Source organism: Mycolicibacterium neworleansense (genome assembly GCF_001245615.1).
In the GTDB taxonomy this organism is placed as follows: domain Bacteria; phylum Actinomycetota; class Actinomycetes; order Mycobacteriales; family Mycobacteriaceae; genus Mycobacterium; species Mycobacterium neworleansense.
Genome location: NZ_CWKH01000002.1, coordinates 1,284,622 through 1,299,765, shown reverse-complemented (window position 1 = coordinate 1,299,765; position 15,144 = coordinate 1,284,622). Strand labels below are relative to the sequence as shown.

At 67.9% G+C, this 15,144-nt stretch carries 17 protein-coding genes and 1 pseudogene; 12 read left to right on the top strand and 6 right to left on the bottom strand.

All coding sequences use genetic code 11. The annotated features are described in order from the left end of the window. The first annotated feature begins 168 nt into the window (after window positions 1–168). The 8 genes and pseudogenes from BN2156_RS21895 (at window position 169) to rraA (ending at window position 5,133) form a co-directional block, all read left to right on the top strand. Window positions 169–825 carry a DUF6474 family protein gene (locus BN2156_RS21895; protein WP_090516999.1) on the top strand — a complete coding sequence of 219 codons (657 nt, stop codon included), beginning with the start codon at window positions 169–171 and terminating at the stop codon, window positions 823–825. A gap of 10 nt (window positions 826–835) precedes the next feature. Continuing rightward, entirely contained in the window at window positions 836–1,360 is a 525-nt protein-coding gene (locus BN2156_RS21890) for a hypothetical protein (protein WP_090516998.1), read from the top strand. Between the two features lie 37 nt (window positions 1,361–1,397). Continuing rightward, window positions 1,398–1,907: pseudogene (locus BN2156_RS21885) on the top strand (YcnI family copper-binding membrane protein); the annotation flags it as partial. Between the two features lie 5 nt (window positions 1,908–1,912). Next, entirely contained in the window at window positions 1,913–2,386 is a 474-nt protein-coding gene (locus BN2156_RS21880) for a copper resistance CopC family protein (RefSeq protein ID WP_090516996.1), read from the top strand. Further along, window positions 2,362–3,216, top strand: a complete 855-nt coding sequence (locus BN2156_RS21875) for a CopD family protein (protein ID WP_235625435.1) — start codon at window positions 2,362–2,364, stop codon at window positions 3,214–3,216. The genes BN2156_RS21880 and BN2156_RS21875 overlap by 25 nt, the downstream gene beginning before the upstream one ends. 89 nt (window positions 3,217–3,305) lie before the next feature. Then, window positions 3,306–3,824: a hypothetical protein gene (locus BN2156_RS21870; RefSeq protein WP_090516994.1), complete on the top strand. Its 519-nt coding sequence runs from the start codon at window positions 3,306–3,308 to the stop codon at window positions 3,822–3,824. Window positions 3,825–3,868: 44 nt separating this feature from the next. Next, window positions 3,869–4,633, top strand: a complete 765-nt coding sequence (locus BN2156_RS21865; protein WP_090516993.1) for a MerR family transcriptional regulator — start codon at window positions 3,869–3,871, stop codon at window positions 4,631–4,633. A 20-nt stretch (window positions 4,634–4,653) separates the two neighbouring features. Continuing rightward, the gene (gene rraA / locus BN2156_RS21860; RefSeq protein WP_090516992.1) at window positions 4,654–5,133 is read left to right on the top strand and encodes a ribonuclease E activity regulator RraA; all 480 of its coding nucleotides are present in this window, start codon (window positions 4,654–4,656) and stop codon (window positions 5,131–5,133) included. A gap of 56 nt (window positions 5,134–5,189) precedes the next feature. Here the strand turns inward: rraA and BN2156_RS21855 are convergent, their stop codons facing one another. Then, window positions 5,190–6,659 carry a flavin-containing monooxygenase gene (locus tag BN2156_RS21855; protein ID WP_090516991.1) on the bottom strand — a complete coding sequence of 490 codons (1,470 nt, stop codon included), beginning with the start codon at window positions 6,657–6,659 and terminating at the stop codon, window positions 5,190–5,192. 28 nt (window positions 6,660–6,687) lie between these two features. On the opposite strand from BN2156_RS21855, the gene BN2156_RS21850 reads away from it, so the two are divergent. Together BN2156_RS21850 and dinB are read left to right on the top strand one after the other, a co-directional pair. Continuing rightward, window positions 6,688–7,380: a TetR/AcrR family transcriptional regulator gene (locus BN2156_RS21850; RefSeq protein WP_456152355.1), complete on the top strand. Its 693-nt coding sequence runs from the start codon at window positions 6,688–6,690 to the stop codon at window positions 7,378–7,380. Between the two features lie 24 nt (window positions 7,381–7,404). Continuing rightward, window positions 7,405–8,628, top strand: coding sequence for a DNA polymerase IV (gene dinB / locus BN2156_RS21845; RefSeq protein ID WP_090516989.1), 1,224 nt, complete (start codon window positions 7,405–7,407; stop codon window positions 8,626–8,628). Here the strand turns inward: dinB and BN2156_RS21840 are convergent. From BN2156_RS21840 to BN2156_RS21830, 3 genes are read right to left on the bottom strand one after another with little or no spacing between them, the layout of a single operon-like run. Further along, a complete protein-coding gene (locus tag BN2156_RS21840; RefSeq protein WP_090516988.1) occupies window positions 8,625–9,056 on the bottom strand; it encodes a hypothetical protein in 432 nt (143 codons plus the stop codon). The two genes, dinB and BN2156_RS21840, sit on opposite strands and share 4 nt — an antisense overlap. A 22-nt stretch (window positions 9,057–9,078) precedes the next feature. After that, window positions 9,079–10,083, bottom strand: coding sequence for a PHP domain-containing protein (locus BN2156_RS21835; RefSeq protein WP_090516987.1), 1,005 nt, complete (start codon window positions 10,081–10,083; stop codon window positions 9,079–9,081). Between the two features lie 9 nt (window positions 10,084–10,092). Next, window positions 10,093–10,470 (bottom strand): thiol-disulfide oxidoreductase DCC family protein, encoded by a 378-nt coding sequence (locus tag BN2156_RS21830; protein WP_090516986.1) that lies wholly within the window; start codon window positions 10,468–10,470, stop codon window positions 10,093–10,095. 81 nt (window positions 10,471–10,551) lie between these two features. On the opposite strand from BN2156_RS21830, the gene BN2156_RS21825 reads away from it, so the two are divergent. Next, on the top strand, window positions 10,552–12,186 hold the full coding sequence (locus tag BN2156_RS21825; RefSeq protein WP_090516985.1) for a SulP family inorganic anion transporter: 1,635 nt from the start codon (window positions 10,552–10,554) through the stop codon (window positions 12,184–12,186). Here the strand turns inward: BN2156_RS21825 and BN2156_RS21820 are convergent. Together BN2156_RS21820 and BN2156_RS21815 are read right to left on the bottom strand one after the other, a co-directional pair. Then, window positions 12,179–13,525 carry an NAD-dependent succinate-semialdehyde dehydrogenase gene (locus tag BN2156_RS21820; RefSeq protein ID WP_090517563.1) on the bottom strand — a complete coding sequence of 449 codons (1,347 nt, stop codon included), beginning with the start codon at window positions 13,523–13,525 and terminating at the stop codon, window positions 12,179–12,181. The genes BN2156_RS21825 and BN2156_RS21820 overlap by 8 nt on opposite strands. 111 nt (window positions 13,526–13,636) lie before the next feature. Next, complete coding sequence (locus tag BN2156_RS21815; protein ID WP_090516984.1) at window positions 13,637–14,206, bottom strand: TIGR03086 family metal-binding protein; 570 nt, start codon at window positions 14,204–14,206, stop codon at window positions 13,637–13,639. A gap of 61 nt (window positions 14,207–14,267) precedes the next feature. Here BN2156_RS21815 and BN2156_RS21810 point away from each other — a divergent pair, with 61 nt between their 5' ends. Then, window positions 14,268–15,119, top strand: coding sequence for an LLM class F420-dependent oxidoreductase (locus BN2156_RS21810; RefSeq protein ID WP_090516983.1), 852 nt, complete (start codon window positions 14,268–14,270; stop codon window positions 15,117–15,119). The last annotated feature ends 25 nt before the right edge of the window (window positions 15,120–15,144 follow it).

The window sequence follows — 15,144 nt, the reverse complement described above, 5'->3', positions numbered from 1 at the left end:
GAATTCGATTCTTGCACAAACGGGCAGCCCAAATTTGCTAGCTGAGACGATTGCCCGCCGTGATCGCGGGGACGCGCGGCGGAGCAAATCCACCGGACGATACTGTGGGTCTGCAGCAGTTCTGCGGTGACCATGAACACACGACGAATTGACCGGGAGGCAACCGGAATGGGCCTGTTCACGCGACGAAAAAGCCGCGCCACCCGCCGCGCCGAAGCCCGCGCCATCAAGGCCAAGGCCAAGCTGGAAGCCCGGCTCACCGCAAAGAATGAGGCTCGTCGCATCAAGTCCGACCAAAAAGCTGCCCAGCGGGCCCTCAAAGCTCAGGTCAAGGCACAGCGAGACAGCGACCGCAATGCCCTCAAGGTGGCCGAGGCCGAGCTGAAGGCGGCGCGGGAGGGACGTCTGCTGGCCCCCGCCCGGATTCGTCGGCTGCTGACGGTCACGCGTTTGCTGGCGCCGGTCCTCGTGCCGTTGATCTACCGTGCCGCCACGGCCGCCCGCGGCGCCCTGGATGAACGTCGCGCCGATCGTCTCGGCGTGCCGCTGGCCCAGCTCGGACAGTTCTCCGGACACGGCGCGGAGCTGTCGGCGCGCATTTCCGGGGCCGAGCAGACTCTGCGGCAAGTCGCCGAGAAGAAGCCGAAGGACGCCGAGACCAAGCAGTTCGTCGCGGCGGTCAATGACCGCCTGACCGATCTGGCCGCCGCGGTGACCGCCGCCGAGAACATGCCGACCGCACGTCGCCGCGGCGCACACGCGGCGATCGCCGCCCAGCTCGACGGCATCGATGCCGACCTGATGGCGCGGCTGGGACTGGTCTGACCCCGATTCGATGACCGGCGCCCGTATCGATTCCGCAGCCCTGCTGCGCGGTACGGCCGTCGGTTCCCTCACGGCCGCACTGGCCATCGCAGCCCACGGCGTCGCCGGCGGAGCCCTGCCGGCCGGGGCGGTGGCCGCCCAGCTCACGGTGCTGGCGGTGACCCTGGGCACCGTCGCCGCGACCGTGGCGGGCGCGAACCGCGCCGCGGTGCTGTGGGGCCTGCTCGGGACCGGGCAGCTGCTGTCTCACGCGCTGTTGGCGACGGCGGGTCACTCCCACGAGGCCCGGCCCGGCGTGGTGATGCTCGTGGCGCATCTGGCCGCGGTATCGCTCGGCGCCGGTCTGATCGCCTGCGGTGCCAGGTTGTGCGCAGCGGTATCGCGCGTGGCGCGCGTGGCGGTGCAGGAAGTCCGGACCGTCCCGGCACCGGCGGTGTGCGTCATGGCCCGCGGCGCCGATCAGCCGTTGCACTCGGCCCTGTTCCTGGCCGCTTCGGTGTCTCATCGGGGTCCGCCGGCCGGCGTCATCGCCTGACCGTCCGATCCGATCGACTCCAGAAAGACACCCAGAAATGCAACCCCTCACCGGGGCGCCGTCGCGCGCCCTGCTCACGACCGCGGCGGTGGCGGTCATCGGCCTGCTCACCGCGGCACCGGCATGGGCGCACGTCCACGTCGACGCCGACAATCCGACGCCCGGAACCACTTCGGTACTGACTTTCCGGGTCCCCGGCGAGTCCGATTCCGGCGCGCTGACAACACAATTGACCGTCGATCTGCCCGACGTGGCCTCGGCCCGCACAGAGGTGATGCCGGGTTGGACGGCCAAGCTCGACCGTGATGCCTCCGCCGGCACGGTCCGGACGGTCACCTGGACCGCGGCGCCCGGGGTCGGTATCTCATCCGAGCAGTTCGCGTTGTTCCGGTTGTCGGTCAAGCTGCCCGATGCGGAGACGGCGAGCTTCCCCGTCACCCAGACCTACTCCGACGGCTCCGTGGTCCGGTGGGATGAAGCCCCGCTGCCCGACGGCAGCGAGCCCGAGCACCCCGCACCGCAACTGGCGCTGGCCGCCGCCCGCGCACAGGGCTGATCCTGGCCGCCTCGGCACTGGTCGGGGCCCCGGCCGCATCGGCGCACGCGGCCCGGGTTGCCGCCGAGCCGGCCGAGCACGCGGCGCTGAGCGCCTCGCCGCCCCGGGTGAGCGCCACCTTCAACGAGGCACTGCAGCCGGCATTCGCCAACATGACGGTCGTCGGGCCGGACAACAACCTGTGGTCCGAGGGAGAGCCGAAGGTCGCCGGTGCGGTGCTCAGCGTCGGGGTCCGCCCGCTGGGCCCGGCCGGTACCTACACCGTGAATTACCGGGTGACCTCGGCCGACGGGCACGTGGTTTCGGGTTCGTGGTCGTTCGAGCTGACCGTCGCGGGCACGGGCACGCCGGGGTCGGCCGCATCGGCGCAGGCACCGTCCGACGGCGGAATCGTGGTGTGGCCGTTCGTGCTGGTTGCCGTCGTGCTCATCGGCGGCGGAGCCTGGTGGGCGGTCCGGCGCCGACGGTGACCGGAGCACTGATCCGGGCGCTTGCCGACTGCGCCGCCATCGTCACCCTCGGCCTGGCCGCGGTGCCCCTGCTGGAATCCGACCGCTACCGCGCCGAGTTGAGCCGGAAGGCGGCCGGGCCACTCGCCCTGGCGGCGGCGATCTGGCTGCTCGCCGAGGTCGTTCGGCTGACCGTGGAGGCCGCGCAGACCGCGGGCGTCGGGTTCTGGCAGATCGGGGTGCACACCCTGGCCGATTTCGGTCTGTACACCGCTGCGGGCCGTTCAGGTCTGGTCGGCATCGCGGCGGCGCTGATCGTCGGCGTGGTGGCGGTCCTGGCCCCTCGATCCGCCACGGCCACCGCCGCGACCATCGGATTAGCGGCCGTCGGCGTTGCGGCCCGGACCCTGTCCGGGCACCTCTCGGAGAGCCCGGTCGGCGGGATGGCTGTCGCGGTGCACGCCCTGGCCGCCGCGGTGTGGTGCGGTGTCCTGGCGGCGCTGGTGCTGACGGTGTCGCACCGCGGCCAGTGGGCCAGGGTGCTGCCCCGGTTCTCGCAGTTGTCGCTGTCGTGTGTGGGCGTGCTGCTGCTCGCCGGGGTGGCCGGGGCGGTGATCAAGTTGAGCTCGCCCGCCGAATTGTGGGCCACCGGCTACGGCCGGGTGCTGATGGCCAAGATCGCGGTGACCGTGGCGCTGCTGGTGCTGGCCTGGCGAAACCGGTCGCAATGGCTGCCCGCGGCGCGGGCGCACCGCAGCAGCGCCGCGTTGTCGCAGACCCGCTCCCTGGTGGAATTGGGCATCATGGCAGTTGCGGTCACCCTCGCCGCGGTTCTGGCCGTCACGGGTTGACCGCTGCGGCGCCTGGCATGATGGAAACACTGCCGGCCCCCACCCACCGCGCTGGCGCGGAAAACCGGACACTGCGAAGGAGCAGCCAGATGCCAGAGCAGCAGGATCAACCCGCCGAGAAGCCCGAGCCCGCAGCGGAGTCGGCTGCGGCCGATGCGTCGGCGGCCGGCGCGGATCCTGCTCCGCCCGCTCCGGCCCCGGTGCCCAAGCCCGGTCCAACACCGGCCAAGAAAGCTCCGGCGAAGAAGGCCGCCGCCAAGAAGGCCGCCGCGAAGAAGGCTCCGGCCAAGGCCGCCAAGAAAGCTCCGGCGAAGAAGGCTCCGGCCAAGAAGGCCCAGCCCGCCCCGCCGCCCCCGGCCGCTGCGCCCCCGGCCGAACCCGCACCGGCCACCGTCACTCCGTTGCCCGATGTCGCCAAGGCCGCCAAAGAGACTGCTGCACAAGCAAAGTCGACCGTCACCTCGGCTGCCAACCCGGTATCGGGCCCGGTGCCCGTTCCGGTCAGCGACACCTCGTCGTCCAAGTTGCCGCTGGCCGCGGCGGTGGCCGTGGGCGTTCTGGCGGTGCTGTTGGTGTTGCTCAGCCGCCGTCATTCCGAAAACAGCTGATCCGGGCTTGACCCTGACGCGACGTCAGGGTCGATAGTGGCCTGATGCACGCGAATTCATCGCAGGAGTCCGTTGGTGCGGTCGCCGCACTGACGGGTGTCTCGGTGCGCACGTTGCATCACTACGACCACATCGGCCTGGTGGTGCCCAGCGTCCGTACCGCGGCGGGTTACCGCGGCTATACCGACGCCGATGTCGAGCGCCTGCACCTGGTGCTGGTGTACCGCTCGGTCGGGCTGGCCCTGGACGAGATCCGGTCCCTGCTCGACGACGAGGATGCCGACGTGCTCGCCCATCTGCAACGCCAGCACAGCCTGCTGTGCGACCAGGCTGAGCAGCTGCAGCAGACCATCAAGGCAGTGGAGGAATTGATGAGCGCCCACAACAGGGGTATTCAGCTCACCGCCGAGGAGCAGGCCGAGATCTTCGGCAGTGCCGTGTATGACGAGCATGCCGACGAGGTCCGGGAACGCTGGGGTGACACCGACGAGTGGCGGCAGTCGCAGGAACGCGCGGCCAGGCTGACCAAACAGGCCTGGCTCGAGATCAAGTCCGAAGGTGATCGGCTGCTGGCCGATCTGGCCGCGGCCAAGCGGTCGGGTGTGGAGCCGGGGTCGGTGCCTGCCGGCCGGCTCGCGGCCCGCCATCGAGCCGGGATCGAACGGTTCTACGACTGCAGCGATGACATGCACGTGTGCCTGGCCCAGATGTACCTGGCCGATGAGCGCTTCACCCGCTACTACGACGATGTCGAGCCGGGCCTGGCCCAGTTCGTGCACGACATCATCGTGCAAAGCGTCGCCGACTGACGGGCTGCGATAATCGCCGGGTGAGTATCCAACCGCGCGCCACCGCTGACCTGGTCGACGAGATCTACCCCGACGTCCGTAGCTGCGATCTGCAGTTGCAGAACTACGGCGGCAAGGTCATGTTCGCCGGGCCGATCACGACGGTGCGCTGCTTTCAGGACAATGCGCTGCTCAAGTCCATCCTGTCCACGCCGGGCAACGGCGGGGTGCTGGTGGTCGACGGCAACGGGTCGCTGCACACCGCCCTGGTCGGCGACATCATCGCCGGCCTGGCGGCCGACAACGGCTGGTCCGGGGTGATCGTGCACGGCGCGGTGCGCGACGCGGCTGCGCTGCGCACCATCGACGTCGGGATCAAGGCACTGGGCACCAACCCGCGCAAGGGCACCAAGACTGGCGAGGGTGAGCGTGACGTCGAGGTCAGCTTCGGCGGGGTGACCTTCGTCCCGGGCGAGATCGCCTATGCCGACGAGGACGGCATCGTCGTCGTCGCCCCGTGAGGCCGACGCGAAAAAGCCCCCACCGCGAGGTGGGGGCTTTTTCGTTCTGACCGGGCTTAAACCGTTACTGCGGCACGGTGTTTGGTGAACATCAGGGCCTCTTCGTCGACCTTGCCGTAGCGGATCGTCCGCATGTCGAAGAAGTAGTTCTGCTTGAGCTTCCACGGCGCTTCCGAACCCGACTTGGGCAGGCTGTCCATGGCCCGCCGGAAGTAGCCGGGGGTGAAGTCCATGAACGGCAGCTCGTCGACGGCGTCGCCGGGATGCTGCGCCTCGACGCGGTCGAAACCGTTGGCGTCCATGTAGTTCAGCAGGCGGCAGATGAACTCGGACACCAGGTCGGCCTTGAGGGTCCACGAGGCGTTGGTGTAGCCGAAGGTGATGGCCATGTTGGGCACACCCGAGAGCATGAGGCCCTTGTAGGTCATGCACTTGGTCAGGTCGATGGGCTCACCGTTGCGGTTGGCGGTCGCACCACCGAACAACTGCATGTTCAGCCCGGTGGCGGTGACGATGATGTCGGCCGACAGCTCCTCACCGGAGGTGAGCTTGATACCGGTCTCGGTGAAGGTCTCGATGGTGTCGGTGACGACGTCGGCCTTGCCCGAGCGGATGGCCTTGAACAGATCACCGTTGGGCGCCAGGCAGACTCGCTCGTCCCACGGGGCGTAGCTGGGGCTGAAGTGCTTGTCGTAGTCGAAGCCCTCGGGCAGACGGCGGGTCCCCATCTTGCGCAGGAACTGCTTGAAGACCGACGGGAAGCGGCGCGCGACCTGGTACTGACCGGTGCTGTACCCGATCTGCTTCCACCGGTTGACGAAGTGCGCCAGGTTCTTGGGCAGGTACTTGTTGGTCTTCACGGCCACCGGGTCGACCAGCGGCAGGGATCCGATGTAGGTGGGTGAACGCTGCAGCATCGTGACGTGTCCGACGCCGCTGCTGACCAGCGACGGGATCAGCGTGACGGCCGTTGCGCCGGAACCGATCACCACGACCTTCTTGCCGGTGTAGTCGAGATCCTCCGGCCAGTGCTGCGGGTGGATGATCTGGCCCTTGAAGTCCGCCGCGCCCGGGAACTCCGGCGAGTAGCCCTGGTCGTAGTTGTAGTAGCCGCTGCACACCGAGAGGAATGACGCGGTGATCTGCTTGGTTTCCCCACCCGTCTCGACGTCGACGGTCCAGCGGTTGTCGGCGTCCGACCAGTCGACCGACAGCACGCGGTGGCCGGTGCGGATGTGGTTGCGGATGCCGTTCTCGTCGGCGGCCTCGTTGATGTAGTTCCAGATCGACTTGCCGTCGGCGATGGAGCGGGCCGACTCCCACGGCTTGAACCGGAATCCGAGGGTGAACATGTCCGAGTCGGAGCGGATGCCCGGGTACTTGAACAGGTCCCAGGTGCCGCCGATGTTCTCCCGGCGCTCGAGGATGACGTAGCTCTTGGTCGGGCAGCGGTCCTGCAGGTGCCAGGCCGTGCTGATGCCGGAAATGCCGGCACCGACGATCACAACATCGAAATGTTCGGTCATGGGACCGACGGTATCAACATGGTGTTGAATGGGTCAACAGTGTGTTGAAAAATTCAACTCGGTGTTAGGCTCACTCACTGTGGCCACCTCCAGCACGACCCGCGCCCCGCGCGGTCGCCGCGCCGCTCGCCCCTCGGGCGACGACCGCGAAGCGGCGATCCTCGCGACCGCCAGGCAGCTGCTGGAGACGAAGAAATTCGCCGACATATCGGTCGATGACCTGGCCAAAGGCGCCGGGATCTCCCGGCCGACGTTCTACTTCTACTTCCCCTCGAAGGAAGCGGTGGTGCTGTCGTTGCTCGATCCGCTGATCAAGCAGGCGGACACCGGTTTCGACAGCGCACTGGAGGACATGCCGGCCGAACCCAGGCGGGCAATCCGCCGCGGCATCGAGATCTTCTTCAGCTCGTTCGGGTCGGATCCGGCGACGGCGCGTGCCGGCACCGAGGCCCTCAACAGCAGTCCGGAGTTCCGCGCACTCTGGTCCGGGCTCATGCAGAAGTGGATCGCCCTGACTGCCGCGCTGATCACCGCCGAACGCCAACGCGGCGCAGCCCCGGAGACGATTCCCGCCATGGACCTGGCGACCTCGCTCAACCTGATGAACGAGCGCACCATGATGGCCGCCCTGAGTGCCGAACAACCCGCCGTCGAGTACGGCAAGGTGGTCGACACCCTCGCCCACATCTGGCTGACCAGCATCTACGGCGAGGCCCTGTAGCCCGTCTGACCGCTATGCGAACATATGTTCGTGTCGGGCGCACAAACCGCTGCTGTGCAGGCGGCCATCCTGCATGCTGATCTCGACTCGTTCTACGCATCGGTCGAGCAGCGTGACGATCCTGCCCTGCGCGGCCGCCCGGTGATCGTCGGCGGTGGTGTGGTGCTGGCGGCCAGTTACGAGGCCAAGGCATTCGGGGTACGCACAGCGATGAGCGGCGGTCAGGCCCGCGCGCTGTGCCCACAGGCACTGGTGGTGCCGCCGCGCATGTCGGCCTATTCGGAGGCCAGCCGGCACGTGTTCGAGGTTTTCCATGACACGACACCTGTGGTGGAGCCGCTGTCGGTGGATGAGGCGTTTCTCGACGTGTCGGGGCTGGGCCGGGTTTCGGGCACCCCGGTGGAGATCGCCCGACGCCTGCGCGAGCAGGTGAGCGAGCAGGTGGGCCTGCCCATCACCGTCGGCATCGCGCGCACGAAGTTCCTGGCCAAGGTCGCCAGCCAGGTCGCCAAACCGGACGGTCTGCTGCTGGTCCCGCCCGATCGTGAGTTGGCGTTCCTGCATCCGCTGCCGGTGCGCCGGCTGTGGGGAGTGGGCGCCAAGACGGCCGAGAAGCTCCATGCCCATGGGATCGAGACTGTTGCGGATGTGGCCGAACTCCCCGAGTCGGCCCTGCGCCCCATGGTTGGCGGCGCGATGGCACGTCAGCTGTATGCGTTGTCGCGCAACATCGATCGGCGCCGGGTGACCACGGGGGTGCGGCGCAGTTCGATCGGAGCCCAACGCGCGCTCGGGCGGCGCGGCAACACGATGTCGGCTGCGGAGGTCGATGTCGTGGTGATCAACCTCGTCGACCGCATCACGCGCCGCATGCGTGGCGCCGGGCGGACCGGGCGCACCGTCGTATTGCGCTTGCGCTTCGATGATTTCGGCCGGGCGACGCGGTCACACACCCTCCCCCGCGCCACCGCTTCGACCGACGCGATCCTGGCCGCCGCCCGGGCGCTGGTGACGGCCGCCGCTCCGGTGATCGCCGAACGCGGGCTGACCCTCATCGGGTTCGCGGTGTCCAACATCGACCACGAGGGCAGCCAGCAGCTGGAATTGCCGTTCGAATCCGAGCCCGATCCGGTGGCCATCGACGGCGCCATCGACGAGGTGCGGCAGCGGTTCGGCAACGCGATGTTGACCCGCGGCGTGCTGGTCGGGCGCGATCCCGGCTTGGAGATGCCGACCCTGCCCTACTAGAAGAACTGCGCGGCAACGAATCCGGCTAGCAGCACGGCGAATCCGCCGATCTCACCGACGATGAGGGCGACCATCCCGGCGTGCAGGGCACCGGTGGGCCGCTCGAACTGGTTGGTGGTGTCGCGCTTGGCGCCGTGCTCGATGTAGCTGCCGATGGCGACGACGAAGAACAGCACGAGCACCATCGCGGCGGTGAGGTTCACCCAGGTGGGCCAGGCGCTGAGTTCGACGAACACCGCGACCAGCAGCGTGGCGAAGGAGTACAGCAGGGCGGCCCGGTGGGCGATGTCGACGTACGGGTGGGCCAGGTGGTTCTCACTGGTGGCCATCTGCCGGTATTTCCACACTCCGAGCACCAGCGCCAGCAGGAAGATCAGGCCGGCGGCCAGCAGGGTGATGACGGTATCGATGCCGAGATCCGCGTGCATCGCGTGAGCTTAGACCGTGCTGTCAGCGGGAGGTCCAGTCGAGTAGCTGCTCGGCCGGCCAGGTGTTGACGATCCGTTCGACCGGCACCTCGGCGTCCAGGGCCCGCTGCGCTCCGTAGCCGAGGAAGTCCAGCTGGCCGGGTGCGTGAGCATCTGTGTCGATACTGAAAACGCAGCCGATCTCCAGGGCGAGGTTCAGCAGCCGGGTGGGCGGGTCTCGCCGCTCGGGCCGGGAGTTGATCTCGACGGCGGTGCCGTGATCCAGGCAGGCGGTGAACACCTTCTCGGCATCGAATTTCGACTCCGGTCGCATGCCGCGCCCGCCGGTCACCAGGCGTCCGGTGCAATGGCCGAGAACATCGGTGTGTGGGTTCGACACCGCTGCGACCATGCGCCGGGTCATGGATGCCGAGTCCATGGCCAGTTTCGAGTGAACGCTGGCCACCACCACGTCGAGACGTTCCAGCAGTTCGGGTTCCTGGTCCAGGGATCCGTCTTCGAGGATGTCGACCTCAATGCCGGTGAGGATGCGCATCGGTGCGACGAGTTCGCGCACTTCTTCGATCACGTCGAGCTGTTCACGCAGGCGCTCGGGCGACAGCCCGTTGGCGATCTTGAGCCGCGGCGAATGGTCGGTCAGCGCACAGTACTCGTGGCCCAGATCGCGCGCGGCCAGCATCATCTCTTCGATCGGGGCCGATCCGTCCGACCAGTTGGAGTGCACATGCAGGTCACCGCGCAAGGCGGCACGCAGGTCGCCGCCACCGAGATCCTTGGCGGCCGAACGTAGTTCGACAAGGGTATCGGGTTCGCGACCGGCCCAGGCCTGGGCGATCACCTTTGCGGTCTTGGGTCCGACGCCCGGCAATGACTGCCAGCTGTTCGTCGCGCCCAGCCGTTCCCGCTGGGCATCGGTCAGCGCTTCAACGACGTCGGCGGCATTGCGGTAGGCCATCACCCGTCGCGGTTCTTCCCGGGCCCGATCCTTGTAGTACGCGATCTGGCGCAGTGCGGTCACCGGATCCATCGGCACTGCTCAGCAGTCTCCCGGCCGCGCCGCACAGTACGGCGTGGTGCCCGGGAACCGGTACCGATGGCTCGCCACCCAGCGGTAGGCGGCGTTCTGCAGCTGTTTCACGCCCGGCATCCGGTACACCCCCAATGGAATCCGGCTGCCCATCCCGGCGGACACAGCAGCGTTGATCGCCTCGGCACCGCGGTACACCTCACCCGACGAGTCCCGCCACCACGCCGCTTCGGTGAGTTGATCGCCGGTCACACCGAGCAACGCGGCGGTGCCGGGCCGCTGAAACGGCTCGATGTGCAGGTCTCCGGTCCGTTGCCGTCGCATCAGCGCGTTGACGCTGCGGGTGCACATACCGCAGTTGCCGTCGAAGTACAGGACGCCGCTCATACCTTCAGTGTGCCCAGCATTTGCGATGGCGTACAGTGACTTGCGAAATCGTTCAATCCATAAATCCGTCAGGCAACATCCGTGATCAGAACCGCCGCCGGCACTTTCGGCCGGCTGCTGCCCCATCGCGACGACTACTCCGAATTGCCGCGCTCGTGGCGCCGTGATGTCCTCGCGGGGGTCACGGTCGGCGTGGTGGCACTGCCGTTGGCGTTGGCGTTCGGGATCTCCTCCGGCGTCGGGGCCGCCGCGGGACTGGTCACGGCGGTGGTGGCCGGCCTGGTTGCGGCAGTATTCGGCGGATCACACGTGCAGGTGTCCGGCCCGACCGGGGCGATGGCGGTGGTCCTCGCGCCGATCGTCGCCCAGCACGGGCTCGGCAGTATCGCGCTGGTGACGGTGGCGGCGGGTGTGCTGGTGCTGGCCGCCGGCGCCACGGGTCTCGGCCGGGCGGTGACGTTCATTCCATGGCCGGTGATCGAGGGGTTCACCCTGGGCATCGCGGCGATCATCTTCCTGCAGCAGGTGCCCGCTGCCTTCGCGCAACAGGCTCCGGCCGGTGCGCGCACGCTGCCTGCGGCGTTCGCCGTCATCGCCCACGCCGACTGGGCGGCCGCGGTGAAAACCCTTGGGGTAGTTGCCGTTGTCGCGATCCTGATGATCGCACTCCCCCGGCTGCATCGGGCCATTCCCGAGTCGCTGACCGCGGTGATCGTCGTGACGGTCTTGGTCGTCCTGCTGCACATCCCCGTCGCCGCCATCGGCGAGCTGCCCTCGCACCTGCCCACCCCGGTGCTGCCGCAGGCCGACGTCGGCGCTTTGCGCACCCTGCTCGGGGCCGCACTGGCCATCGCCGCGCTGGCCGCCATCGAATCGCTGTTGTCGGCGCGCGTCGCGGCGACCATGTCACCGACCGGACCGTACGACCCCGACCGCGAGCTGGTGGGTCAGGGCCTGGCCTCGGTCGCCTCCGGCATGTTCGGCGGTATGCCCGCGACCGGTGCGATCGCCCGCACCGCGGTCAACGTCCGGTCCGGCGCCAGGACGCGCGTCGCGGCGATCGTGCACTCGCTGGTGCTGCTCGGTGTGGTGTACCTGGCCACCGGCCCGGTGTCGGCCATTCCCCTGGCCGCGCTGGCCGGTGTGCTGATGGTGACGTCGTTCCGGATGATCTCGGCGGCCACGATGTGGAAGATCCTGCGCTCCACCCGATCCGACGCGTTGACGTTCGCACTGACGGCTGCGGTCACCGTGTGCTTCGACCTGATCGAGGCAGTCGAGATCGGCGTTGTCGTCGCCGCGTTCTTCGCGTTGCGTTCGGTGGCACGGCGCAGCAGCGTCACTCGCGAGGAACTTCCCGGGCCACCGCAACCCGGCGACGATCAGATCATGCTGCTGCGTCTGGACGGCGCGATGTTCTTCGGTGCGGCCGAACGCATTTCGAGTGCGATTGTGGATGCCGAGCATCCGCACACATCCGTCGTCATCATCCGGATGTCGCAACTGGGCATGCTCGACGCCACCGGCGCGCACACCCTCGCCGAGATCGCGACCGAGCTGGAGTCCCGCGGCATCACGGTGATCATCAAGGGTGTTCGACCCGAACACGCCGAGTTGCTCTCCAACGTCGGCGTGTTCGAGTCATTGCGACACGAGAACCACCTGCTCGATTCACTGGACGACGCGATCGAGCATGCGCGCACGCACGTCAGTTGACGGTGCGGATCAGCTTCTTGTTCACGAACTCGTCCATACCGAACCTGCCGAGCTCCCGCCCGAATCCGGACCGCTTGATGCCGCCGAACGGCAATTCGGCGCCTTCGGCTCCGACCGCGTTGACGAACACCATGCCGGCATCGATGCGATCGGCCACGCGTGCGGCCTGATCGGCGTCGGTGGTGAAGACGTAGGAACCCAGCCCGAACGGGGTGTCGTTGGCGATCTCGACGGCCTCGTCCTCCGAGCCGGCCTTGTACACCACGGCAACGGGGCCGAACAGCTCCTGCCGGTAGGCGTCGTTGTCCTCGGTGACGCCGGTCAGAACCGCCGGCGGGTAGAAGGCACCGCGACGCTCACCCGCGGACGTCAGCTTGGCGCCCTGGTCGACGGCGGCCTTGACCTGCTGTTCGAGCCGCTCGGCCGCCAATTCCGAAGACAGCGGGGCGATTCCGTCGGCGGCGGCCAGCAGCTTCTCGGTGAACTTGGCCAGGAAGTCGTCGTAGAGGTTCTCGGCGACGATGAACCGCTTGGCGGCATTACAGGCCTGCCCGGTGTTCTCCATCCGGCCGTCGACGGCGGCCTGCACAGTCGCGTCGAGGTCATCGGTCGACAGCACGATGAACGGGTCGGAGCCACCGAGTTCCAGCACGCACTTCTTGAGGTTGCGCCCGGCGATCTCGGCCACCGCGGCGCCCGCGCGCTCGGACCCGGTCAGTGATACCGCGGCCACGCGCGGGTCGGCGATGATCTCGGCGACCTGGTCATTGGTGGCGCGGATGTCGACGTAGGCACCCTGCGGCAGTCCGGCTTCGAGGAAGATCAGCTGCAGCAGCTCGGCGGATTCCGGGCACTGCGGAGCGTGCTTGAGCAGAATTGTGTTGCCCACGATCAGGTTTGGTCCGGCGAACCGGGCGACCTGGTAGTAGGGGTAGTTCCACGGCATGATGCCGAGCAGCACCCCGACCGGGCCTCGCTTGACCACCGCGTTGCCTTCACCCTCGAGCAGGGTGATCTCCTCGTCGGCGAGGAACTTCTCGGCGTTGTCCGCGTAGTACTGGTAGATGGCGGCGCTGAAGTCGACCTCGCCCAGGGCCTGGTCGCGCGGCTTGCCCATCTCGCGGACGATGACATCGGCGAGCTGTTCGCGGCGCTGTTCGTGGAGGGCGGCGACCTTACCGATGAGCGCGGCCCGCTCGGCCACCGTGGTGGTGCGGGCCCAGCTGCGCCCCGTCTTGGCCGCAGCTGCGATCGCAGCCTGGATCTCGGCGTCGGTCGAGGTCGGGTAGGTGGCGACCACCTCGGCGGTCGCCGGATCGGTGACTGCGTATTCACTCATGTTCACTCCCAGACGGGTCGAATCGGGGGATTCCGTACATTTCCCTGCCCGAGACTACCGATTGCAGCGACAAAATGGCACTAAAGATACGGAATCAGCAGCTTCCGGGGTTCAGGAGCCGCGTGGGTCCCGGCCGCTGAGCGCCAACGCGCGTTCGAACGGGGATGCGTCACCGGCCACCGGCACCGCGGGACCGAACAATCCCTCGGCCGGACCCTCGGCGGCGACCGCGGTGACATGGGACAGCACGGCTTGCACGTCGTCATCGTCGACGTCATAGGGCTGGCCGGTGGCGCGGGCGAGGTCCCAGCCGTGAATCACCACCTCGGTCAGCGCGATCGTCCCGGCCACTTCTCCCGGCAGGTCGAAACCGGCGATGCGGGTCATCCCGTCCCACGCGTCCGGTGCCTGCCAGGCCGCGGCGAGGCGGGCAAGCTCATCGGGGTATCGGGTGCGCCAATCGTCATCGAGCCGGTAGGCGCTGTCATCGGGGGGCGTATCGGTCAGTGGGCCGAATTCCTTGCGGGCCGCCGCGGCGAAGGCTGGCGCCAGCCCGCCGATGTGCGCCACCAATTCGGCGACCGACAATTTCTCGCACGGTGTACGCCCGCCGAAATCCTCATCCCGCACGTTATCCAGCAGTTTCGCAGTGCGCTCACAGGCTTTCATCAACTCGACCATGAAAGTGAAGACCTGTCGCCGCGCAGGAATTAATCGGCTTACGTGGCTAGTTTGGAGTGTTGTGCGATTCGCCTTCAAGACTTCCCCGCAGAACACGACCTGGGCCGACATGCTTGCCATCTGGAAAGCTGCCGACACGATCGACGTCTTCGAATCCGGCTGGACGTTCGACCACTTCTATCCGATCTTCTCCGACTCCTCGGGCCCCTGCCTCGAGGGCTGGACGACGCTGACCGCGCTGGCGCAGGCCACTGAGCGGTTGCGCGTCGGCGTGCTCGTCACCGGCATCCACTACCGCCATCCCGCCGTGCTGGCGAACATGGCCTCCGCACTCGACATCGTCTCCAACGGACGCCTGGAACTGGGCATCGGAGCCGGCTGGAACGAGGAGGAGTCCGGCGCCTACGGCATCGAACTGGGTTCGATCAAAGAGCGCTTCGACCGATTCGAGGAAGCCTGCCAGGTTCTCAAGGGGCTGCTGACGCAGGAGACGACGACGTTCGACGGAAAGTTCTACCAACTCAAAGACGCTCGCAACGAGCCGAAAGGCCCGCAGCAGCCACATCCGCCGTTCTGTATCGGCGGAAGCGGCGAGAAGCGGACCCTGCGCATCACCGCGCAATACGCCGACCACTGGAACTTCGTGGGCGGCCCGCCCGAGGAATTCGCCCGCAAGCGCGACGTGCTGGCCGCGCACTGCGCCGACATCGGCCGCGACCCCAAAGAGATCACCTTGTCGGCGCACGTGCGGCTCGGTGCGGATCACGACTTCACGAAGGTGGTCGACGAGGCCGCCGCGCTGGGCGCCGAGGGGCTGGACCTGGCGATCATCTACCTGCCGCCGCCCTACGACCCCGCCGTGCTGGAGCCGCTGGCGGAGGCGATCAGGGAGTCGGGTCAGCTGACCCACTGACACATACAGCTACGCCCTCGGATCA